At 68.0% G+C, this 22,211-nt stretch carries 23 protein-coding genes; 13 read left to right on the top strand and 10 right to left on the bottom strand.

The window, feature by feature from the left end; genetic code table 11:
• Positions 1-5: 5 nt before the first annotated feature.
• From ACYVJ0_RS11720 to cmtR, 5 genes are all read right to left on the bottom strand, one after another.
• Positions 6-386, bottom strand: a complete 381-nt coding sequence (locus tag ACYVJ0_RS11720; protein WP_292735389.1) for a hypothetical protein — start codon at positions 384-386, stop codon at positions 6-8.
• Between the two features lie 15 nt (positions 387-401).
• Entirely contained in the window at positions 402-1,682 is a 1,281-nt protein-coding gene (locus ACYVJ0_RS11715) for an Nramp family divalent metal transporter (RefSeq protein ID WP_292735420.1), read from the bottom strand.
• Between the two features lie 87 nt (positions 1,683-1,769).
• Positions 1,770-2,426, bottom strand: a complete 657-nt coding sequence (locus ACYVJ0_RS11710) for a DsbA family protein (protein WP_292735386.1) — start codon at positions 2,424-2,426, stop codon at positions 1,770-1,772.
• A 192-nt stretch (positions 2,427-2,618) separates the two neighbouring features.
• Positions 2,619-4,613: a heavy metal translocating P-type ATPase gene (locus ACYVJ0_RS11705; protein ID WP_414683165.1), complete on the bottom strand. Its 1,995-nt coding sequence runs from the start codon at positions 4,611-4,613 to the stop codon at positions 2,619-2,621.
• A 116-nt stretch (positions 4,614-4,729) separates the two neighbouring features.
• Entirely contained in the window at positions 4,730-5,107 is a 378-nt protein-coding gene (cmtR, locus tag ACYVJ0_RS11700; protein WP_292735383.1) for a Cd(II)/Pb(II)-sensing metalloregulatory transcriptional regulator CmtR, read from the bottom strand.
• A gap of 98 nt (positions 5,108-5,205) precedes the next feature.
• Between cmtR and ACYVJ0_RS11695 the strand changes: the two genes are divergently transcribed.
• Genes ACYVJ0_RS11695 through ACYVJ0_RS11685 form a run of 3 tightly spaced genes read left to right on the top strand, consistent with a single transcriptional unit; the run spans position 5,206 to position 7,077 of the window.
• The gene (locus tag ACYVJ0_RS11695) at positions 5,206-5,823 is read left to right on the top strand and encodes a DUF5134 domain-containing protein (RefSeq protein WP_292735380.1); all 618 of its coding nucleotides are present in this window, start codon (positions 5,206-5,208) and stop codon (positions 5,821-5,823) included.
• 59 nt (positions 5,824-5,882) lie between these two features.
• On the top strand, positions 5,883-6,266 hold the full coding sequence (locus tag ACYVJ0_RS11690) for a BlaI/MecI/CopY family transcriptional regulator (protein WP_292735377.1): 384 nt from the start codon (positions 5,883-5,885) through the stop codon (positions 6,264-6,266).
• Between the two features lie 4 nt (positions 6,267-6,270).
• Complete coding sequence (locus ACYVJ0_RS11685) at positions 6,271-7,077, top strand: M48 family metalloprotease (protein WP_292735374.1); 807 nt, start codon at positions 6,271-6,273, stop codon at positions 7,075-7,077.
• Positions 7,078-7,124: 47 nt separating this feature from the next.
• Here the strand turns inward: ACYVJ0_RS11685 and ACYVJ0_RS11680 are convergent, their stop codons facing one another.
• The gene (locus ACYVJ0_RS11680) at positions 7,125-7,742 is read right to left on the bottom strand and encodes a methyltransferase family protein (protein WP_292735371.1); all 618 of its coding nucleotides are present in this window, start codon (positions 7,740-7,742) and stop codon (positions 7,125-7,127) included.
• Positions 7,743-7,898: 156 nt separating this feature from the next.
• Between ACYVJ0_RS11680 and ACYVJ0_RS11675 the strand changes: the two genes are divergently transcribed.
• From ACYVJ0_RS11675 to ACYVJ0_RS11665, 3 genes are read left to right on the top strand one after another with little or no spacing between them, the layout of a single operon-like run.
• A complete protein-coding gene (locus ACYVJ0_RS11675) occupies positions 7,899-8,126 on the top strand; it encodes a heavy-metal-associated domain-containing protein (RefSeq protein ID WP_292735368.1) in 228 nt (75 codons plus the stop codon).
• A complete protein-coding gene (locus ACYVJ0_RS11670; protein ID WP_292735365.1) occupies positions 8,119-10,182 on the top strand; it encodes a cytochrome c oxidase assembly protein in 2,064 nt (687 codons plus the stop codon). Before ACYVJ0_RS11675 ends, ACYVJ0_RS11670 begins: the two co-directional genes overlap by 8 nt.
• Positions 10,179-12,470 carry a heavy metal translocating P-type ATPase gene (locus ACYVJ0_RS11665; protein ID WP_292735363.1) on the top strand — a complete coding sequence of 764 codons (2,292 nt, stop codon included), beginning with the start codon at positions 10,179-10,181 and terminating at the stop codon, positions 12,468-12,470. The genes ACYVJ0_RS11670 and ACYVJ0_RS11665 overlap by 4 nt, the downstream gene beginning before the upstream one ends.
• 349 nt (positions 12,471-12,819) lie before the next feature.
• On the opposite strand, the gene ACYVJ0_RS11660 is transcribed toward ACYVJ0_RS11665, so the two are convergent.
• Complete coding sequence (locus ACYVJ0_RS11660) at positions 12,820-14,460, bottom strand: acetolactate synthase large subunit (RefSeq protein ID WP_292735360.1); 1,641 nt, start codon at positions 14,458-14,460, stop codon at positions 12,820-12,822.
• Positions 14,461-14,531: 71 nt separating this feature from the next.
• Positions 14,532-15,476, bottom strand: a complete 945-nt coding sequence (locus ACYVJ0_RS11655; protein WP_292735357.1) for a cation diffusion facilitator family transporter — start codon at positions 15,474-15,476, stop codon at positions 14,532-14,534.
• A gap of 176 nt (positions 15,477-15,652) precedes the next feature.
• Here ACYVJ0_RS11655 and ACYVJ0_RS11650 point away from each other — a divergent pair, with 176 nt between their 5' ends.
• From ACYVJ0_RS11650 to ACYVJ0_RS11620, 7 genes are all read left to right on the top strand, one after another.
• Positions 15,653-16,036, top strand: coding sequence for an ArsR/SmtB family transcription factor (locus ACYVJ0_RS11650; protein ID WP_292735414.1), 384 nt, complete (start codon positions 15,653-15,655; stop codon positions 16,034-16,036).
• 251 nt (positions 16,037-16,287) lie between these two features.
• Positions 16,288-16,497, top strand: coding sequence for a heavy-metal-associated domain-containing protein (locus ACYVJ0_RS11645; RefSeq protein ID WP_292735354.1), 210 nt, complete (start codon positions 16,288-16,290; stop codon positions 16,495-16,497).
• Positions 16,498-16,538: 41 nt separating this feature from the next.
• Positions 16,539-17,114 carry a YdhK family protein gene (locus ACYVJ0_RS11640; protein WP_363385818.1) on the top strand — a complete coding sequence of 192 codons (576 nt, stop codon included), beginning with the start codon at positions 16,539-16,541 and terminating at the stop codon, positions 17,112-17,114.
• Between the two features lie 46 nt (positions 17,115-17,160).
• The gene (locus ACYVJ0_RS11635) at positions 17,161-19,434 is read left to right on the top strand and encodes a heavy metal translocating P-type ATPase (RefSeq protein WP_292735349.1); all 2,274 of its coding nucleotides are present in this window, start codon (positions 17,161-17,163) and stop codon (positions 19,432-19,434) included.
• Positions 19,435-19,481: 47 nt separating this feature from the next.
• Entirely contained in the window at positions 19,482-19,772 is a 291-nt protein-coding gene (locus ACYVJ0_RS11630) for a YHS domain-containing protein (protein ID WP_349675957.1), read from the top strand.
• Between the two features lie 43 nt (positions 19,773-19,815).
• The gene (locus ACYVJ0_RS11625) at positions 19,816-20,151 is read left to right on the top strand and encodes a metal-sensitive transcriptional regulator (RefSeq protein ID WP_292735346.1); all 336 of its coding nucleotides are present in this window, start codon (positions 19,816-19,818) and stop codon (positions 20,149-20,151) included.
• Between the two features lie 219 nt (positions 20,152-20,370).
• Positions 20,371-20,811, top strand: a complete 441-nt coding sequence (locus tag ACYVJ0_RS11620) for a hypothetical protein (protein WP_363385823.1) — start codon at positions 20,371-20,373, stop codon at positions 20,809-20,811.
• Positions 20,812-20,819: 8 nt separating this feature from the next.
• Here ACYVJ0_RS11620 and ACYVJ0_RS11615 read toward each other — a convergent pair whose 3' ends face one another.
• Positions 20,820-21,197 (bottom strand): hypothetical protein, encoded by a 378-nt coding sequence (locus ACYVJ0_RS11615; protein WP_292735340.1) that lies wholly within the window; start codon positions 21,195-21,197, stop codon positions 20,820-20,822.
• Positions 21,198-21,257: 60 nt separating this feature from the next.
• Entirely contained in the window at positions 21,258-22,160 is a 903-nt protein-coding gene (locus tag ACYVJ0_RS11610) for a cytochrome c oxidase assembly protein (RefSeq protein WP_292735337.1), read from the bottom strand.
• Between the last annotated feature and the right edge of the window lie 51 nt (positions 22,161-22,211).

Genomic DNA, 22,211 nt, shown 5'->3' with positions numbered 1-22,211 from the left:
GGGGATCAGCGGCCCGGTGGATCCGCTTCGGGCTTGCGTCCGATCCGTGCTGCGTAGCGTCGCAACCAGACGGACAGGATCATCAGGCCAGCGGCGCCGAGCAGGATGCTCCCTCCGATGATCGCCGCCAGCACTCCCCCGGTCGACGGATCCTCTGACCCGCCGGCAATCCTGTCCGTCGTGGCTGTCGGATCGGTGTGCGGCTCGATGCTCGCCACGGGCGGGTCGGCAGCGAGGGTCTCGGCCACGATCTCGGTCGCTGCGACGGGCGGAGGTGAAACCGAGACCTCCTGGGCGGCTACGGCGGGCAGGCATCCCGACCCCCATACTGACGCCACCAGGACGACACCGCCGAGGATGTGCCGGAACGCCGAAGACGGATTCATGAGAGAGAGCCCGCCTTACCTACCGGTCAAGATGAGCCACAGCAGCAGCGCATTCAGCACGACGAGGAAGGCCGATGCCGCGATCCCGGCCGCCGTCGTGATTCCGTGATTGCGGAATCTGCCGAGCAATCCCCTGTTCGCAGTCAGGACGACGAGGGGAATCAACGCGAACGGGATGCCGAAGGACAGCACGACCTGGCTCAGAACCAGCGCGAGTGTCGGATCGACGCCGAAGGCGAGGATCGCGAGAGCTGGGATGAGCGTGACCAGTCGCCGGGTGAGCAGCGGGACTCGGACGAGGAGGAGGCCACGCATGATCTCCGCGCCCGCATACGCTCCGACCGATGTGCTCGCCAGCCCGCTGGCGAGCAGGCCGACCGCGAAGAGCGTCGCGACGGCCGGGCCGATGCCGTCGTGAAGGGCGGCGTATGCGCCCTCGAGCGTGTCGGTTCCGCTCACACCTGCAAGGTTGGCCGCTGCCAGCAACAGGATGCAGAGGTTCACCGTGCCGGCGATCAGCATCGCGATCGTGACATCCCATCGGGTGGCGCGTAGCAGTCGAGAGGTCGAGATCCCGCGGAGGTTCTCCAGGGGCACCCCCCGTGACACCGTCGCGGCCGCTTTCGCTCCGTTCTGCGCCGAGACTGCAGTGAAGCGGTCTCGCGATAGCGCACTGTGAGCATAGATCGCGTGGGGCATGATCGTCGCCCCGAGGATCGATGCAGCCAGCAGGACTGAATCCGTGCCGTCGAACCGGATCATGAGACCGCTGGCCACTCCGGCGCCGTCGGGGGGTGCCACGAAGACTCCGTAGCCGAAACCGATCGCGATCACCGCAACGAGTCCCATGATGACGAACTCGAATGGCTTGGCGCCACCGCGCGACTGCACGATCAGCAGTGTCATCGACACCGCCCCTGTGATGAGACCTCCCCAGAGCAGTGGCACGCCGAAGAGCAGGTAGAGGGCGACGGCGCCGCCGATCACCTCGGCGATATCGGTAGCCATCGCGACGAGCTCCGCCTGCAGCCAGTACGCGCGCCGCCCCCACGGACTCCGGATTCTGTGGCCCAGCGCTTCTGGAAGGCTCTGACCGGTAACGACACCGAGCTTGGCCGAGAGGTACTGGATCAGCCACGCCATGACGTTGCCCAGGACGACGACCCATACGAGCAGGTAGCCGTATCGGGCGCCCGCGGTCATGTTGCTCGCGACGTTCCCAGGGTCGAGGTAGGCGACCCCTGCGACGAGTGCCGGCCCGATCAGCCATGCCAAGCGACGAGGCGACCGGCGGATCGTCGCCTCGTCAGCAACACGCCCAACAAGGGCATTTTTCGGCACACCGAAATCATACGTCGGCGGGGGCCGAGGAGGAGGGGAAAGCTAGTCGCCGATGGCCCGGTCGAGGGCGTCGGTAAGGTCGCTGAGCTGGGTCAGCTCGAGCCTCTCCCCGTCGAGGAAGAACGTCGGCGTGCCGGAGACGCCCATCGACTGGCCGTCGACCGAGTCCTCCTCGATCCGCTCCCTGGTGGCCGGGTCCGCGACGGCCGCGTCGTATGCGGCCATGTCGAGCCCCATCCCCTCGGCGAACGTTCGGAACAGGTCGGAGTGGTCGACCTGTTGGTCACCCCATCCCGACTGGCTCTGGAACATCATGTCGTACATCTCCTCAGCCTGGCCCTGCTGCGCCGCCGCCTCGACGGCGAGGGCAGCGTTCATCGAGTTCACATGGCTGGGGATCGGGAAGTATCGGAACGCATAGTTGATCTTTCCGTCGTACTGCTCCCGCACCTGCTCGATTGCGGGGTACACGGCTCCACAGGCTTCGCACTCGAAATCGAGGAATTCCACCAGTGTCGGCGCATCCGGGCCGGCCTGGTCCAGGACGTGCGTGTTGTTCCGGGTGCCCGGCAGCGCACCTTCGGCTCCGGCCGGGTCAGGGGCCTGCGGGCGGGTAGCGATCACGTAGATGGTCGCGGCGATCACGAGCACGAGCACCACGATGATCGAGATCATCGTGGCCCTCAGCGGAGTGCTCATGCGCTTCTTCGGCGGCGGGGTCGGGGCAGAACGGGGCTTCGTCCGGGTGCTCATCAGCGGGGGTGTCCTTCGGGCGAGAGGGTGGGCGGTCAGGGTTGTTCGTCCAGGCCATCCCGGATCACGAAGGAGAGGATGGATGCCGCTTTCAGGTGGCCGGTAGTGCAGCTGGCAACGAGGCCGCCTCGGTGCGATCTATGCATGCGTGAGCGCCGGCTGCAGTTCGGCCGGCTGCTGCAGTCGGGTCGATGCGGGGCGCCGGGCGGCGCTGACGCCGTTGAGGATCACAACTACCTCGGCGACCTCGTGGACGAGCACCACCCCGGCAAGTCCCAGGATGCCGAAGAGGGCGAGGGGGAACAGCACGACGATGATCGCCAGCGCGAGGCCGATGTTGACGGTCATGATGCGGCGTCCGCGGCGGGCGTGGGCGAGGGCGCCGGGGATGAGTCGGAGGTCATTGCCGGTGAAGGCGATGTCGGCGGACTCGATCGCGGCCGCCGATCCCTTCACGCCCATCGCGATCCCCACCGTGGCGGTCGCCAGGGCCGGGGCGTCGTTGATGCCGTCGCCGACCATCGCGGTGGGGCCTTCGGCGACGAGCGCGGCGATGGCGTCGGCCTTGTCCTTCGGGAGCTGCTCGGCGCGCACGTCTGTGACACCGGCCTGTGCGGCGAGGGCGCGGGCGGTGCGCTCGTTGTCGCCGGTGAGCATGACGGTGCGGATGCCCTGTGCGTTCAGCATCCGGATGGTCTCGGCCGCTTCCGGCCGCAGCTCGTCGCGGACGCCGATGAGTCCGGCGATCTGGCCGTCGGCTTCGACCACGACGACGGTCATCCCTGCGCCGGCCATGTCGTCGGCCCTGCTCTGCAGCGGGCCGGGGTTCAGCCAGCGCACGTTGCCGACCCGCAGGCGCGTGGCGCCGACACGGCCGATGATGCCGTGGCCGGCTTCCTCGACGACGTCCTCGCCTGGGGCGGTGCCGGGTGAGGCGGCGGTGATCGCCGCGGCGAGCGGGTGGGTGCTGGTCGCTTCGAGGGCTGCGGCGAGGGCGAGCACGTCTTCGCGCGTGCGGCCGGCGGCGGCTTCGATCTCGACGACCTGGGGCTCGTTGCGGGTGAGGGTGCCGGTCTTGTCGAGCGCGACGGTGCGGATCGTGCCGAACTGCTCGAAAGCTTCGCCGGACTTGATCACGACGCCGAACTTCGACGCCGACCCGATCGCGCTGATCACCGTCACGGGCACGGCGATGGCCAGCGCGCAGGGCGAGGCGGCGACGAGCACCACCAGGGCCCGCTCGATCCACAGGCCGGGGTCGCCGACGATGAATCCGAAGACGGCGACCAGCGCGGCGGCGATCAGCACGATCGGCACGAGGGGGCGGGCGATGCGGTCGGCCAGGCGAGCGCGTTCGCCCTTGCGGGCGTGGGCCTGCTCGACGAGCTCGACGATCTGGGTGAGCGAGTTGTCGCGGCCGTCCGCGGTGGCCTCGATCCGCAGGGTGGCCGAGCCGTTCACGGATCCGGCGGCTACCACGCTGCCGGGGCCGACCTCGACCGGGATCGACTCCCCCGTGATCGCCGAGGTGTCCAGGCTCGAGCGGCCCTCGACGACGACGCCGTCGGTGGCGACCCGCTCCCCCGCGCCGACGACGAGGATATCGAGCTCCCGGACCTCCGCGGCCGGGATCGTGACATCCCCGGCCAGGCGGGAGACACGCACCGAGTCCGGGATCAGCGCGAGCAGAGCCCGCAGCCCCTCCTTCGCCCGGTCCATCGCCCGGTCCTCGAGCGCCTCGGCCAGAGAGAACAGGAACGCCAGGGTCGCCGCCTCCCCGACGTGGCCGAGGGCGACCGCGCCGACGGCCGCGATCGTCATCAGCAGGCCGACGCCGAGGCGTCCGCGCAGCAGTCGGCGGATCGCGCCGGGCACGAACGTGTACGCGCCGGCGAGCAGCGCGATCCCCTGCAGCACCAGTGCCGGAACCGGCACTCCGGACCACTCGAAGAGGTATCCGGCCAGGAGCGTCACGCCGGCGATGGCGGACGGGAGCAGCGCCGGGTCACGCCACCAAGGCGGCCGCACCTCGTGCTCGACCTCGCCGTGCTCGTCATCGTGGCCGTGCGCCGCCTCATCCGGGCCGCAGCACGCGTCACCAGCGTCATGACGGGCGGGAGCCTTCCGCTGCACGGCATCAGGCTCGGGGCCGCAGCAGGCGTCTCCCGAGGGCGGCAGTGTGCGCAGCGGGATCCGCCGCACCGTCGCCACGGGCTTGCGAGGCTCGTCCGGGCCGCAGCACTCCTCGCTCACCGGTCCCCCTCCCCTGCTGCCTCGTCGACGGGCGCGCAGCACAGCGGCACGTCGCAGTGCTCGTCCATGCAGGGCTCGCCGTCGTCATAGGCGAGCACAGTGTCGACCAGCAGGGTGATGGCCTTGGTGAGGTGCGGGTCGGCGATCTCGTACCGGGTCTGCCGCCCCTCCGGCGTCGCCACGACGATCCCACACCCGCGCAGACACGCTAGATGGTTCGACACGTTCGTGCGGGTCAGCCCCAGGGTCTCCGACAGACGCGCGGGATACCCAGGTCCGGACAGCAGTTCGAGCAGGATCCGCGACCGGGTCGGGTCGGCCATCGCCCGACCCAGCCTGTTCATGACGTCGACGCGCGAAGCAATAGTCAGCATGCAATGACTATACATCGCCAGCTGAACAATGTGTCGACAAGGATGGCCATTCTCCGCGAGGCCGGATTATCTCTACATCTTGTAGTAGATTCTTCGGTGTGATCGGCTCCCCTTGGAATCTCATTCTCACGCTCGCGTTCGCCTTCACGGGCTTAGTCTGTGCGTTCGATCTGGCTGGTCGGCTGGGGCGGATTCGACGCAAGCAGGCTCGGTTCGGCGGGGAGATCCTGATCGACCTCAACCACCTACTGATGTCTGCCGCGATGATCTGGATGGCGTGGTCTATGGAGTCCGAGTTTGCCCTGTGGGCGCAGGCTGGCCTGTTCACCGTCCTGACGATCGCGCTCCTGCCGTCGATTCGCCGGGGGGAGACGGCAGCGCAGCGTGTCGACCTGGTCGGGCACGTCCTACTGAATGCGGCAATGGTCTGGATGCTCGCGGCGATGCCGCTGCTGATGGCAGGAATGGGCATGAGTCATGCACCGGAGGCGGGCATGACCACAGGGCATGAGACCGTGGCGGACGGCGGCCTCACCCTGATGAGCACCCCGGCGTGGGCTGACGCGATCAACGCGTGCTTCGTGGTTCTCAGCGTCGCTGCATTCGGGTGGTGGGCTTACCGCTTCATCGCCTCTCGCCATCACCGGCTGCATGTCGCCTGTCATGCGACGATGGCGGCGGGGATGGCGGCGATGTTGCTGTTGATGAACGGGTGACCCCCTGGAGCCTGATCCGGATATCCACATCTTGTAGAGTTTCCGCGAGGAGGCGATCGATGCCCGGTGAACGCACGCGTGAACGCGGCGAGCTCGAGTCGGAGATCATGCGCATCCTCTGGGGCTCCGCCCAGCCGGTGAGCGCGCGGGAGATCCAGGAACAGTTCACGGGTCACACGCCCGCGTACACCACGGTGATGACGACGCTGGAGCGGTTGCATCAGAAAGGGCAGGTCGTCCGCTCCGGGGACTCGCCCCGAAAGGTTCGCTTCCATGCGGCGCAGAGCGAGAATGAGCACGCCAGCGTGTCCATGATGACCGCCTTGGACGGTGCCGAGGATCGCCAGGCGGCGCTGCTGAGCTTCGCGGGCAACCTCGCGGCAGAGGACGTCGAGCTCCTTCGCGCGGCGATCACGTCGGGTTCCTCGCGGAAGCGTCGGTGACGCCGTGATCACCGCTGGCGCCCTTCTTGCCGCGTCCGTCTTGGTCCTCATGCTCGCTCCGCGCGTGCTGACCGTTGGGCACTGGCAGGTGCGGCATCCGCGGATCGCTCTGACGCTGTGGTTCGGGGCGTTCTTCGGCGGTGGCGTGCTGGTCCTCGGCTCCGTCGTCACGACGATCGCCGCGGCTCTGAACGCCGGAGCGGCACCCACTGCGGCCGAGGCGATCATGGTCACGATGGCCGCGTGGCTCGGGGTCGGTGCGATCGGTGCCGGGATCGCGTTCGTCGGCGTGTCGGCTGAGCCTCTGGCTCACTCCCACCAGCAGGCGCTCGCTCGTCTGGTCCCGATTGCGGTCGCGCGTGAGGAGCGCCGCGGGTTCACCTTGGTTTGGTTCGACGCCCCCTCCCCTGTGGCGTGCGCCGCGCCGGGGAGACCCGCGGAGATCCTGGTGTCCTCCGGTATGCGGGATCTGCTGACGGCGCCACAGCTGCAGGCGGTGATCGCGCACGAGTACGCCCATCTGCGTCTTCGCCATGGCTGGGCGATGCGCATCGCCGAGCTGAATGCCCTGTGCCTCCCTCGAGCACTGCGAGCGGGCCGCGGCCTCAAGCGCGCCACGAGCCTGCTGATCGAGCTGGTCGCGGATGACGCCGCGGCACGGCAGGCGGGAGCCGCGCACCTCGCCAACGCCCTGACCCGGCTCGCGGCCGCGACGGACGACCCCGGCCTGGCTGTCAGAGCCGAGCGCCTCACGCTCCGGCGCTGGCCGACGGCGGCGCGCCGCCGGCTGCCGGAGCCGATCCGGATCTGACACCGGAGAGGCCAGCATCCGGACGCGACCTTCCGCAGGCCTTCGCGTCAGGTGCGGGCGATCTTGCCGACGCCGGGGATGAACCGGCCGACCGTTTGCGCGTAGTCGAGATACGCGGTGCCGTGGGTGTCGATCAAGTAGGGCTCTTCGACGGCGCGCACTTGCAGTTCGATGGCGAGGATCAGGATGACAGCGGCAGCGATGGCGACCGGGTTCGGGGCGATCAGGGCGAGGCCGATCGCGGTGAGGATGACGGCGGTGAAGATCGGGTTGCGGACGATGGCGAACATGCCGTCTCGAACGAGCTCGGTGGTCTCATCGTGGTCGACGCCGACGCGCCATGACCGGCCCATCGCCTGCTGCGCGACCAGGGTGATCGCTGCTCCGACGAGGGTGACGACGATCCCCGCGATGAACACCGGAGTGCTGTCCAGGACGGCGATTGGTCGCATGGCGCCGGTCAGCTGCAGGATCGGTGCGGCGAGGCCGGTCAGGACGGCGACGGCGAACAGGACTCCGCCCCACCAGCCCGCTGATCCTGGCTGTTCGGTGAAGCCGTTGAATCCGGTGGTGCCGGTGCCTCGGTAGAGCAGCCATGCGCGCAGCCCGAACGTGACAAGCAGGTAGGCCAAGTACAGGCCCAGAGCGATTGCCGCGGCGATCATCACACCCCTCCCTCATTGGTCACCAGCCGATGTACGGTCAGTATAAGCTGACTATTGTTCGGGGCGTGAGGACAGTGAGTAAGCGGGGCTCGACCCCCGTAATCTCCACAACTACATGATGTAGAGTTGCGTGGATTGTCGCGGGAAGGGTGCGCAGTGGCGGAGCTTGAGTTCTGGGTGAACGGGATGACCTGCTCGCACTGCGAGAGTGCCATCACGGCTGAGCTCACGACCCTCCGCGGAGTCACCCGCGTGCAGGTCGAGAGCGCCTCGGGTCGCGTGCAGCTGGTCAGCGACAGCCCCGTGACGCGCACGGCCGTGCAGCGGGCGGTGGAGGATGCCGGTTTCGAGCTGAGGTCCTTTCCCGTCGGCGCTGATGTCTGACCTCGCCGTCGAGGGCGCCGCTGCGACTCCGGAGCGTTCTCGACCCCAGCCGTCCGTCCGTCGGGGTCTTGCTGCTCTCCTCCTCGTCGGCTTCCTGGTCCTCGCGGTCGCGGTGCCGGTGACCGTCTCGGTTCTGCTTGGCGAACGACCCTTTGACCAGATCCATCTGGGTTATCCGGGCGTGGATGTCGCCGTCGTCACGTCGGTGCTGAACGTCGTGGGCCAGGCCAGCAGCATGATCGCGATCGGGGCGCTCGTGCACATCCTGTTCCTTCGGGACGCGGCCGCGCGATCGGCATGGTCGATCCCGGAGGGGTTCGAGATCAAGGTGTTGCGCGTGTCCTCTGCCGTCTGGGCGGTGTGCGCGGCCGGCATGGTGGTGTTCGAGTCTCTTGATGCGAGCGGTTCTCCTCTTGCGCGGCTGATGATCCCTGGAGCGTTCGAGTTCCTGTATCAGACCAGCGATGCGCCGCGGGCCTGGACGATCAGTCTCGGTGCGGCGATGATCGTTTTCTTCGGCGCGTACTTCGCCGACCGCTGGACCGCGATGCTGATCCCGCTGTGGGCGGCGATCGTGGCGGTGCTCGCGCCGGTTGTGACCGGCCAGGTGCTCGTCGGCCCGGATCATGATTTCGGCGGCGACGCGGCGGTGTTCCAGACGCTGGCTGTGAACGTGTTCTTCGGGTCGGTGGTCGTGGCGGCGCTGCGGGTAGCCTCGGGTCGGCGTATCGCACCGGTCACGCTGCGGCGGCTGTTCGCCGTCGCCGTGGTCGCCCTGCCGGTGCTGCTGGTCTCCGATCTGATCATCGCCCTGTTCAAGCTCTCCGGTGGCGTCGTGACCGCCTCGTTGACGGGGTGGCTGATCATCGCCGGGGCCACCTGTCTGATCGTCGTTGTCGCGGCGGTGCTGTGGGCGTGGTCGCTGATGCGGCGCTCGCTCCTGCGCGCTCATCACATCACCGTGCTGATGACGGTCATGGCCTTGGCGGTCGCGGGATGGCTCGGGGTCGCGGTGGCGATGACCCGGCAGCCGCCGCCGCAGTATTTCGCCCCGTCCAGCATCACGAAGGTCTTCATGGGGTTCGACGTGCCCGATGCGCCGACTCCCGTGGTTCTGTTCACGCAGTGGCGCCCGAATCTGCTGTTCCTCGGTCTCGCGGCCACGGCGGTCACGGTCTACCTCCTTGCCGTGCGGGCGCTGCGTCGACGCGGCGACTCCTGGCCGGTCGGGCGCACGATCGCGTGGATCTCCGGGTGGGCGGTCGTCGTGTTCGCGACCAGCTCCGGCTTCGGGAAGTACTCTGCTCCCGACTTCGGGGTGCACATGATCGTGCATATGTCGCTGAACATGCTCGCCCCCGCCCTCCTCGTCCTCGGCGGTGTGGTCACGCTCTTGCTGCGCGCGACTCGCTCGGTCCGCGGCGCCCCGGCCGGCTGGCATGACTGGCTCACCTGGGTGCTCAACTGGCCGGTGCTGAAGTTCCTCTACAACCCGTTGCTGGTGTTCGTGCTGTTCGTCGGTTCGTACTACGGGCTGTACTTCACCGGCATCTTCGACACCCTGATGCGGTTCCACTGGGCGCACCAGATGATGAACGTGCACTTCCTCGTCATCGGCTACTTGTACTACAGCCTCGTGATCGGCGTGGACCGTCCTCCCCGGCCGCTGCCGCACATCGGCAAGCTCGGCTACGTGCTCGCCGCGATGCCCTTCCACGCGTTCTTCGGCGTCATCCTGATGACCGGGAACTTCATCATCGCCGAGGACTTCTACCTCAACCTCGCGCTCCCCTGGGCAGACCTGCCCGCGCAGCAATACTTCGCTGGCGGGGTCGCGTGGGCGGGCGGGGAGATTCCCCTGATGATCGTGATCACGATCCTCGCGATCCAGTGGGGACGGCAGGACGCTCGGGAGGCCCGCCGCAAGGACCGTCATCTCGACACCGGTCGCGATGACGAGTTCGACGTCTACAACCGGATGCTGCAACGTCTCAGCGACCGCGACACGGCAACCGCGCGACCCGAGCAGCCCCGCCCGGAGGATCCCGCACCATGACCCTCACCCCCACTGCGGCACCAGTCGTCGAGGCGCTCGAGCTCGACGTCTCCGGGATGACGTGCGCGGCCTGCGCCGGCCGCGTCGAGCGGGCCCTGAACAAGCTCGAGGGGGTGACCGCGACCGTCAACTACGCCACCGAACGCGCGGTGATCACCGGCCTGCCGCTGACCGAGGCGCCGCGCGCCATCCAGCAGGTTGAGAACGCCGGATACGGGGCGCATGTCCGCGAAGGCGCCGACGACACCTGGTCCGCACGCGCCACCGAGAACCGGATCACCTCGCTGCGTCGCCGCCTGGTGCTCGCCGCGCTGCTCACCGTGCCGCTGATGGACCTCACGATCGTGCTCGCCCTCGTTCCGGGCTGGCGGTTCCCGGGATGGGAATGGGTCTGCGTGCTGCTCGCGCTGCCGATCGTGACCTGGGCCGCCTGGCCCTTCCATCGGGCCACGCTCCGCAACCTCCGACACGGCATGGTCAGCATGGATACGCTCGTGTCCCTCGGTATCGCCGCCTCGTTCGGATGGGCCGTGGCGACGCTGCTGTTCGGCCTCGGCGACGACCAGGGCGGGTACTGGCTGGGCTTCGGCCTCACGCCCGCCGGGGCGAACTCGATCTACCTCGATGTCGCCGCCGGGATGACCACCTTCCAGCTCGCCGGCCGCTACTTCGAGACCCGCTCGCGCCGCAAGGCCGGCGACGTCCTCGGCGCCCTCAACGCCCTCGCCGCGACCCACGTCCGCGTCCTCCGCGACAGCGTCGAGACCATCGAGCCCGCGGGCACGCTCCGAACCGGAGACGTCTTCATCGTCCTCCCCGGTGAGACCATCCCCGCCGACGGCATCGTCCGCGGTGGGACCGCCGCCGTCGACGCCAGCATGATGACCGGCGAGCCCCTCCCCGCCGCGGTCGCCGCTGGCGACGACGTCACCGGCGGGACCATCAGCACCGACGGACGCCTCGAGATCACCGCCACCGCGGTCGGCGCGCACACCCGGCTCGCCCAGATGGCCGCGCTGACCGACCAGGCGCAGGCTCGCAAGGCCCGCGTCCAGACTCTCGTCGACCGCGTGGTGACCTGGTTCGTGCCCGTCGTCATCGTCCTCGCCGTGATCGTCGCCACCGCATGGGCGCTGGCCGGCACACCGCTGCAGCAGGCGTTCGGGATCGGCATCAGCGTGCTCATCATCGCCTGCCCCTGCGCCCTGGGGCTGGCCACGCCGACCGCGCTCATGGTCGGCATCGGTCGCGCCGCGTCCCTGGGCATCCTCATCAAGGGCCACGACGCGCTCGAAGCATCCGGCCGCGTCGACACGGTCGTCCTCGACAAGACCGGCACGCTCACCACCGGCCGGATGTCCGTCGAATCCGCCACCGCCTACGGCGTCCCCGAGCACGAGCTGTGGCGGATCGCCGCCTCCGTGGAACGAGGATCCGAGCACGCCATCGCCCGCGCCATCGAGAACGCCGCGACCCGTCACGTCACCGACCTGCTCCCCCTCGAGACATTCACCGCACTCCCCGGCCTCGGCGCCGAGGCGGACATCGCCGCGGCCCGCGTGCTCATCGGCAACGCCGAGCTGCTCCGCACGCGCGGCATCGACATCACCCGGGCGGACACAGACCTGGGCGCCGCAGCCGAGAACGGGCGCACGGTCGTGCTCGTCGCTCGCGACGGAGAGCTGATCGGTGCGTTCCAGCTCGCCGACACCCTCAAGCCCTACGCCGCCGAGACCATCACCGCCCTTCGCTCCCAAGGGCTCCACACCGTCCTGCTCACTGGGGACTCCCCAGCTGCGGGCAGACAGATCGCCGACACGCTCAGCATCGACCAGGTGCACGCCGGCGTTATGCCCACGACGAAAGCAGACGTCATCCGCGACCTGCAGGCGCAGGGAAGGCGCGTGGCCATGGTCGGCGACGGGATCAACGACGCCACCGCACTGGCCACTGCCGACCTTGGCCTCGCCCTCGTCGCCGGAACTGACATCGCGCTCAAAGCGGCCGACATCATCCTGGTCCGCGAGGATCTCCTGGTCGTCCCCGACGCGCTCACGATCTCCCGCAGAACCCTCCGGACGATCCGCACCAACCTGATCTGGGCGTTCGGCTACAACGTCGCTGCCATCCCCATCGCCGCCGCCGGCCTGCTCAACCCACTCATCGCCGCCGCCGCAATGTCGCTGTCCTCCGTCCTCGTCGTCTACAACAGCCTCCGCATCCAGCGGGTGCAGGGCAGCGGACGCGGAGAGCACTCCGCGGCGTCCACGCAGCCACGCCGAGGCTGATAGTCGCCCACACCGGCGCTGTCCCGCTGCCTGCTCAGTCACCGAGCGTCGCCGGGTCAGCCCTCCGCCCTGTCGTGCGGCCGTCGTCGTGCGGCCGCTGAGGGTGAGCAGCGCGAGGATCGCGGCGGTCAGGAGGACGGCGCTGCCGGCGGTCAACGCGGTGCCGTACCCGGCTACGACACTTCGTCGGTGGGCGATTCGGCGGGTCCTGTCTGCGTGGTGACGGTCACAGCGACACCGGCGGGCACCGGCCCCGGCACGGTCAGGGATGTCCGCTCAGCGGTGTGCGTTCTGGGACGCCTGCGTTACCGTCGGGATGCTCTCTCGCATCGTGCCCGTCTCGCCGTGCTCAGTTCGCCGTTCGTCGGTTCTGCAGCTCGTCGATCAGCACCCTGGTGTTCTCCGTGTAGTCGATGGGCACCACGACCAGGTGCACCCCACGGGCTGAGAAGGCCCCCTCCAGCACGTCGCCGAGGTCCGCGATGTCGTCGACCCGGTGTCCGGTCGCGCCGTACGCCTGCGCGTAGGCGACGAAGTCCGGGTTGCCGAAGGTCATCCCGTAGTCGGTCAGCTCCTCCGCCGCCTGCTTCCAGCGGATCATGCCGTAGGCGCTGTCCTCGATGATCATCACGACCAGGTCCAGGCCGAGGCGCACCGCGGTCTCGAGCTCCTGGCTGTTCATCATGAACCCGCCGTCGCCGCAGACGGCCATCACCCGGCGCTGCGGGTACAGCATCGCGGCGGTCATGGCCGAGGGCAGCCCGGCGCCCATCGTCGCCAGCGCGTTGTCCAGCAGCAGCGTGTTCGCCACGGTGGTGCGGTAGTTGCGGGCGAACCAGATCTTGTACATGCCGTTGTCGAGCGCGACGATGCCGTCCTGGGGCATGATCCGGCGCACCTCGTGCACGATGCGCTGCGGCGTGAACCGGTCCTCCGTGGCACGCTCGGCGATCTTCGCGAGGATCCCCTCCCGCAGCGGCAGCAGCGCCTGGGCGTGGGGCACGGTGCCATCCAGGAGGTCGCCGAGGGCCTGCAGGGTGGGCTCGATGTCGCCGACCACCTCCAGCTGCGGGAAGTACACCTGCTCGACGACGGCGGGCCGGAATCCGATGTGGATGACCGTCTTGGACGGGTCGCTCATCGCGAACGGGGGTTTCTCGCTCGTGTCGTGGCCGATCGTGACGATCACGTCCGCCTGCTCGATCGCGTCGTGCACGTAGTCGTCCTCGGTCAGCGCCGCGGTCCCCAGGTACAGGTCCGTGGCCCCGGAGACCGTCCCCTTGCCCATCTGGGTGGTGACGTACGGGATCTGCATCCGCGCGACGAAACCGGACAGGGCGTGACAGCATCGCGGCCGGGCGGCATCCGCGCCGAGCATGATCAGGGGCCGCTCAGCGCCCCTGACGACCTCCGCGGCGGCCGCAATCGCGGCCGGGCATCCCACCGGCTGCTCGGTGTGATGCGGCGGGATCAGGCGGATCTCCTCGACCGGCGCCGCGGCGATGTCCTCGGGGAGCTCGAGGTGCACCGGCCCGGGGCGTTCGGCCTGGGCGACGCGGAACGCCTCACGGATCATCGTCGGGATCATCGCGGGCGAGGCGATCTGCCTGGTCATCTTCGTCAGCGGTGTCATCGCCGCGACGGTGTCGACGATCTGGAACCGCGCCTGGGCGGCCGAGAGGATCCCCTTCTGCCCGGTGATCATCACCATCGGCATCCCCCCGAGCAGGGCGTAAGCGGCGCCCGTGGACAGATTGAGCGCACCCGGCCCGAGCGTGGTCAGGCACACCCCCGGGCGTCCCGTCAGGCGGCCGTGCGTCGCCGCCATGAACGCCGCGGCCTGCTCGTGTCGCGTCAGCACCAGCTCGATGCCCGAGCGGCGGATGGACTCGACCAGGTGCAGGTTCTCCTCCCCCGGCAGCCCGAAGATCCGCTCCACTCCCTCGTTCTCGAGTGCTCTGACCAGCGCGTCCGACGCTCTCAGGTCCATGGTCGCCTTTCGATGGTGCCGGCGTCCGCGGCGGTCGGCGGGCGCGCCCGGCCGATCGCGCGGTGCTGCGGTCAGGGATGTCTGATGGAGTCGGGCTCGTCGTCACTGAGGTGGGCGGTCTCGACCTGGAAGGTCGAGTGCCGGACGGAGACGTCGAAGTGCTCGGCGACGCAGGCTCTGATGTCGTGCAGAACCTCGGCGGCGTGGCCGTCGGTGAAGCACTCGTCCTCGACGACCACATGCGCGGTGATCGTCGGCAGCCCGGTGGCCACGGTGGAGGCGTGCAGGTCGTGGACGTCGGTGACGTGGTCGAGCTCCAGGATGTGCGCGCGGACCTGATCGAGATCGAGGCCCTTCGGCGTGAACTCCATCAGCACGCTGGTGGTCTCGCGCATCAGCTTGAACGCGCGCGGCACGATCAGCGCCGCGATGAACAGGCCGGCGATGGCGTCCGCCTGCTGGAACCCGGTGGTGGCGATCACGATCGCCGCGACGATCACGCCGAGTGAGCCGAGGGCGTCGTTGAGGACCTCCAGGAACGCCGCGCGCATGTTGAAGTTCGCGCCCCTGCTGGAGGAGAGGATCGTGATGGCGATGATGTTCGCGACCAGCCCGATGATCCCGAAGATCAGCAGTTCGGTGGAGGGCACCTCCGGCGGCTCGAACAGGCGGCGCACGCCCTCGATCGCGGTGTAAAACCCGACGACGATCAGCAGCGTCGCCTGCCCCAGCGCGGCGAGCACCTCGATGCGCCGGAACCCCCAGGTCCGCTTCGAGGTCGCCGGCCTGAGCATCAGGGTCGCCGCGATCAGGGCGACCAGCAGCCCGGTCGCGTCCGTGATCGCATGCGCGGTGTCGGTCAGCAGCGCGAGACTGCCGGTGACCACCGATCCGACGGCCTGGGCGGCGACGATCGTCGCGGTGATGCCGAAAGCGATCCCCAGCTTCTTGCGATAATCGCCTGGATGCCCGGCGGCTTGGTCCAGTGACGGTCCGTGGTCATGACCTGCGCCCATCAGAGGGGACTCCGTTCTCTTGGATCTCGATACCTGAACAAAATACGAATCTCAACGATATCATCGCTCAACGACGATAATAGCGCATCCGGCATCCCCCGGAAAGTCAGGTTGGCCTTGGCAACCACGGACGGCCCCCATCCGGCGCCACTTCGGGATAACATCGAGATATGACGATGACATTCAAGGAACAGTCCGGCGGGGTTGTCGCGGAAGCCGACGCGGTGATCCCGGCTGCGTCGTTGTTCCACAGCTTCAGCGATCCCTCCCGACTGGTGATCCTGCAGCACCTGCAGCTGGGCGAGCACCGCGTCGTCGACCTGGTCAAACACCTCGGGCTCTCGCAGAGCACCGTCTCGAAGCACCTCGCCTGCCTGAAGGACGCCGGCATGGTGGAATCCCGACCGGAAGGCCGCGCCTCGGTCTACTCGCTCAACAACCCCGAGGCACTTGTCGATCTACTCTCCGCGGCCGAACGTCTACTCGCGCTGACCGGCGACGCCGTGACACTGTGCCCGCTCCACGGGGCGGACGCCCTGGCCCGACACTACGAGGAGTAGACGGAGCCATCCTCCGTCACGGCCGTCTACGACCCACCACCATGAGCACGCCGTTGTCGCCTGGCAGCTGTGTCCGGTGCTCGCCGAACGGTCCCACATAGGATCGCACCGCTTTGCTTCAGCCCAAACTCACTGACAGCGATGCTGACACCCAGGGCGCTTCGTCTTGACTTGGGAATACCCGGTAGGGGTATCCTTGTTGGCATCGTTTAGATACCCCTACCGGGTATCCTTACTGGGAAGGATCGACGATGGCTGCGAATGAGTACCAGGTGACCGGGATGACCTGCGGGCACTGCGAGAAGTCGGTGCGCGAGGAGGTCGGCGAGATCGCGGGCGTCACCGATATCCAGGTGAGCGCTCAGACCGGAAAGCTGGTCGTGACCGCCGATGGCGAGGTCGATGACGCGAAGGTGATCGCCGCCGTCGAGGAGGCCGGCTACCAGGCGGCGCGCGTCTGATGAATGCGGCAGGGAGGCTCGCGCTCTTCGGAGGCGGGTTGGTGGTGGCGTTCGGCGCGGCCTACGGCCTCGCCGGCGTCATCGTTCCCGACAGTTTCGTCCAGTCCTGGACGGAGAGGAGTGACATGAATGAGCACGGTGCCGATAGCGGCGACCACGCGGCTGGGTCCGGGCACTCCGCGCACGATCATCCGGCTGATGGCGGACCAGCGCCGGCGGGAATCCAGGACGCGATCGATCCGACTTATCCGGTGGGCAGCAGGGTGATCCTGTCGGCTGATCACATGCCGGGCATGGATGGCGCAGAGGCGACGGTCTCCGGGGCGTTCACCACGACTGCCTATGCGGTGAGCTACACGCCGACCACGGGTGGTGAGCCGGTGACTGACCATCGCTGGGTCGTTCACGAAGAGCTGGAGAATCCTGGCCGGGCGCCGCTCGCCGATGGGGCGCAGGCGGTGCTGCTGGCTGAGCACATGACGGGCATGAAGGGTGCGGATGCGGCGATCGACTACTCCACCGACGAGACGGTGTACATGGTCGATCTCGATGCCGACGGCATGCGGATGACGAACCACAAGTGGGTCGTCGAGAGCGAGATGCAGCCGGCGCACTGAGCGAGGTCGCCGGATCGCGGGATTGAAGAGGATCGAGGAACGAAGGATGAGCACCACGGCTGGACCTGACATCGAGCTGGAGATCGGCGGGATGACCTGTGCGTCCTGCGCGAACCGGATCGAGCGGAAGCTGAACAAGCTCGACGGTGTGCAGGCGACGGTCAACTATGCGACCGAGAAGGCCAAGGTCATCGCTCCTGAGGGCTTCGACCCGCAACTGCTGATCAAGGAGGTGGAGGGCGCGGGATACACGGCGGCCCTGCCGAAGCCGAAGAACCCGGGTCCGGCGGCGGGAGCCGATGGCGATGGGGATGCGCCGGATCTCGAGCTCGTGTCACTGCGGCAGCGTCTGATCGGGTCGATCGTGCTCACGGTGCCGGTGATCGCGATGGCGATGGTTCCTGCTTTCCAGTTCACGTACTGGCAGTGGATCAGCCTGGCGTTGGCCGCACCCGTCATCATCTGGGCGGCGTGGCCCTTCCACCGGGCGGCGTGGGCGAACCTCAAGCACGGCACCGCGACGATGGACACGCTCATCTCGATGGGTACCTCCGTCGCGCTGCTCTGGTCGCTGTACGCATTGCTGTTCGGTACCGCTGGTACGCCGGGCATGACCCACCCCTTCGAGTTCACGATCGCGCCGTCGGATGGGGCGGCCAACATCTATCTCGAGGTCGGTGCCGGGGTGACGATGTTCATCCTCGCCGGGCGCTACTTCGAGAAGCGCTCCAAGCGTCAGGCCGGTGCTGCGCTGCGCGCGCTGCTCGAGCTCGGGGCGAAGGAGGTCTCGGTGCTGCGCGACGGCCCTGATGGATCTCGGGTCGAGGTGAAGATCCCGACCGCCGAGCTGCAGGTGGGGGATGAGTTCGTCGTCAGACCGGGCGAGAAGATCGCGACCGATGGCGTGGTGGTCTCCGGCACCTCGGCGGTGGACGCCTCGATGCTGACCGGCGAGTCGGTGCCCGTGGAGGTGGCGGAGGGGGATCCCGTGACCGGTGCCACCGTGAACGCCGGCGGCCGGCTGGTCGTTCGCGCCACCCGCGTGGGATCGGATACGCAGCTGGCGCAGATGGCCAAGCTCGTGGAGGACGCGCAGACGGGCAAGGCGGAGGTGCAGCGTCTTGCTGACCGCATCTCCGGCGTCTTTGTGCCGATCGTGATCGTCATCGCTGTCGCGGCTCTCGGCGCATGGCTCGGGGCGGGCTTCCCGCCTGCAGCCGCATTCACCGCCGCGGTCGCGGTCCTCGTGATCGCGTGCCCCTGTGCCCTGGGCCTGGCGACCCCGACCGCGCTGCTGGTCGGCACCGGACGCGGCGCGCAGATGGGCATCCTCATCAAGGGACCAGAGGTGCTGGAGTCCACCCGCAAGGTCGACACCGTGGTGCTCGACAAGACCGGCACCGTGACCACCGGCAAGATGACCCTCGTCGACGCGGTCGCCGAACCAGGCGTCGAGCGGACCGACCTGCTGCGGCTCGCGGGTGCCCTCGAGGAGGCATCCGAGCATCCGATCGCGCAGGCCATCGCCAAGGGCGCGACGGCCGAGGTCGGGCAGCTGCCAGCGGTCGAGGGCTTCGCGAATGTTCCGGGCAAGGGCGTTCAGGGCGTCGTGGACGGAACCGCCGTGCTCGTCGGTCGCGAGTCGCTCTTGGCCGACTGGTCACAGCAGCTGAGTCCTGCCGTCGCCGATGCGAAGGCCGCCGCCGAGAGCGAGGGGAAGACGGTCGTCGCCGTCGGCTGGGACGGACAGGCCCGCGGCATTCTCGTCGTCGCCGACACGGTGAAGCCGACCAGCGCCGAGGCGATCTCGCAGTTGAAGCAGATCGGGCTCACCCCCGTGCTGCTCACCGGCGACAATGAGGCGGTCGCGCGCCAGATCGCCGCCGAGGTCGGCATCGATCAGGTGATCGCCGAGGTGCTGCCGCAGGACAAGGTCGACGTCATCGCCCGACTCCAGGGCGAGGGCAAGACGGTCGCGATGGTCGGCGACGGCGTCAACGACGCCCCCGCGCTCGCTCAGGCCGACCTGGGACTCGCCATGGGCACCGGCACGGATGTCGCCATCGAGGCATCCGACATCACCCTCGTGCGCGGTGACCTCCGCAGCGCGGTCGACGCGATCCGTCTGTCACGGAAGACCCTCGGCACGATCAAGACGAACCTGTTCTGGGCCTTCGCCTACAACGTCGCCGCGATTCCCGTCGCAGCGCTCGGCATGCTCAACCCCATGCTCGCCGGAGCTGCGATGGCCTTCTCCAGCGTATTCGTCGTCGGCAACAGCCTCCGCCTCCGCGGATTCACGAGCATCGCCAAGCACTAATCCGAACCAATCAACCGCAACCCCGATCGAAGAGGGAGAACAACATCATGAACGACACCCCTGCCGCAACCAGCTGCTGCAGTACCACCGCCTCAAAGGCCGCAACAGAGACGCCCGAGAACCTGCTCGCTGGAAGCAGTTGCTGCGGCGGAGCCGCCGCGGCCGACGAGGACATGACCACCTGCCCGGTCATGGTCGGCTCACCTGTCAGCAAGAAGAAGGCCATCGAGGCCGGTCTCTTTCGCGACTACGAAGGTGAGCGCTACTACTTCTGTTGCCCCGGCTGCGACCAGAAGTTCGACGTCGACCCCGCCAAGTACGCAGCGAACATGGTCTAGTCCCCGACCCAGACCGGGGACCCGAGATACTGGAGATACGCCCATGACTACTCAAATCACTGTTCCGGCAGCCGACGACCATCGCGAGACGCACGCGCACCACGGCTACATCTCCGAGAAGGAGAAGTACCGCAATCGGCTGAGCCGACTCGAAGGGCAGGTGCGGGGTATCGACCGCATGGTGGCGGACGAGCGGTATTGCATTGACATCCTCACCCAGATCTCCGCCGTGACCAAGGCGCTCGAGTCGGTGGCGCTCGGCCTGCTCGACGACCACATGAAGCACTGCGTCCTCGACGCGGCTAAGAACGGCGGCCCCGAAGCCGAGCAGAAACTAGCCGAAGCGTCACAAGCAATCGCACGACTCGTGCGATCGTAGAGCGACACGATCTCCCAATCGCGAGTGACTGCGCGCGGGGAAATACCGTTAAGAGGAGGTCGTGCTGATGCTGACCAGCATCCCGGTCAGCCGATTCCGCTACCGCATTCAGGATGGTGACGCACGCGGGAACCAGCTATGACGAGTCGACCCGGAGATCAAGACGCTTGGCCGCTCGCGTCGAGCGCGTCGCTCAGTGACGCGGCCGTAGCGACGGCGATGCGCGCCGTCGGCGGTGCAGCCGTCTTGGCCGGAGGGATCGTCGCAGCCGTCACTGGCCCGCTGGCACTTGCTCGAGGCAGCTGGCTGGCCGCGTATCTCGTGCTCGTCGTCGGCGTTGCGCAGTACAGCATGGGCGCCGCACGCCGATGCGGCCAAGGAGTCACCGGAGTCCCCCTGGGGTGGGTTCAGTTCGGCCTCTGGAATCTGGGGGGTCTCGCGGTGATGGTGGGCGCGCTCGCGAGGACCGTGATGGCGGTCTGGATCGGATCTGCGGCGCTTCTCGTCGCCGTGCTGCTGGCCTTTCTTGTAGACCGTCAGCCCGGCGATAGAGTGCATCCGCGAGGACCGCTCTGGACCGTTGCCTATCGGCTGCTGTTGGTAATCCTTGCTGTCAGCATCCCTGTCGGCATCGTTCTTTCCGTCGTGCGAAATAGCTGACAGGATGCTCAGTCAGTCGTTGCGTTGGCCTCGTCCTCTCGCCGTGCGGTGATGAACGCTCGGACCCCGAGGATGATGTAGACGATGAGCAGGACGAACGTCACGGTGCTGGCCACCACGGCCATCGGGCGCTCGGCTTCACCGGCGATGAGCTCGCCGAGTTTCAGGACGTTCATGCTGGTGCCGAGGACTCCTATGACGGCGATCACGAGTCCGATCGAGAGGCCGATCTTGCGGTTCTTGAGTGCGATGAGCCCGCAGATTTCGATGAGCAATCCGAGGAAGGCGGGGATCAGCGCCGTCCAGCTGGTGAAGCCGGTCGTGGCATAGGAGATGACTCCTACGGCGATAAGAGCGGCGGCGAAGGCGAGCGTTGTACGGGGCATTCTTCCTCCAGGGGTGGGTGAGCGAGTAGAGATGTTGGGAGTGTTGCGACGCACCGGGAGCTAGCTCCGATTCCGTCCACGGGAGAGGCTCGCGAGGTACTCGTTGTAGGAGTCGAGCTCGGCGTCCTCGACCTTCTGCCGCTGTCGCGAGGTGCGCACCTCGCGGGCACGCCAGCGGGAGAGGCAGACGATGAGCACCACGAACAGCGGCAGTTCCGCGTAGGTCCATACCAGGGCGCCGGCTATCGCCTGGTCCAGGATGGGGTCATGGCCGCCGGCGGGGTTGGCGTACGCGCTGAACAGGGGTGTGCTGGTGCGGAGCAGGATCAGGCCGAACACGGCGTGGATCTGGATCTCGACGGCGATGTCGACGAATCGCGCGGCGAAGGAAGGGACACGCGGCAGCGGGTCGGACGACCACAGGGGTGTCGCCGCGACGACGCCGAGGACGAGGACGATGAAGAGCAGGGCGTCGTGGCCGAAGGGGACGCGCATGACGACGCTGATGGCGTCGGTCAGGTAGAGGACCGGGTACAGCACCATCGCGGTGACGATGGCGACCACGGGGTGCAGCGCGGCGCTCCAGAACGGTGAGCGGAGTCCGGCGTGTGCTGCGCGGAGCACGAGACGTCCGAGGCCGGTGTGCGGTGTGCTGTGCAGGAGCAGCCGCCCCGGTGACCCGGCGATCAGGAGGGGCGGGACGACGGTCAGCAGGGTGATCTGCTGGAAGACCAGGGCTGTGATGGACTCCGTCGCGAGGCGGTTGACGCCGAACGTCGTGACGGCGAAGATCAGGGCACACCCGATCAGGAACGATGCCGTGCGGGCGATTGCCCAGCGGCGGCGGCGCCGCCACATCCGGATCGCTCCTCGCAGGTACAGCGCCGCGAGCAGCAGGGCGGCGATGGCGACCGGCGAGCCTGCGAGGGGCTCGAACACGACCCACTGGTCGATCGGCGGCATGGCGGATTTCCCTTCATCGAGGCGATCATGCGTCGGCGACTCCGGCCGCGG

This window comes from Microbacterium petrolearium (assembly GCF_054782875.1).
This window is presented reverse-complemented; position numbering and strand designations above follow the sequence as displayed.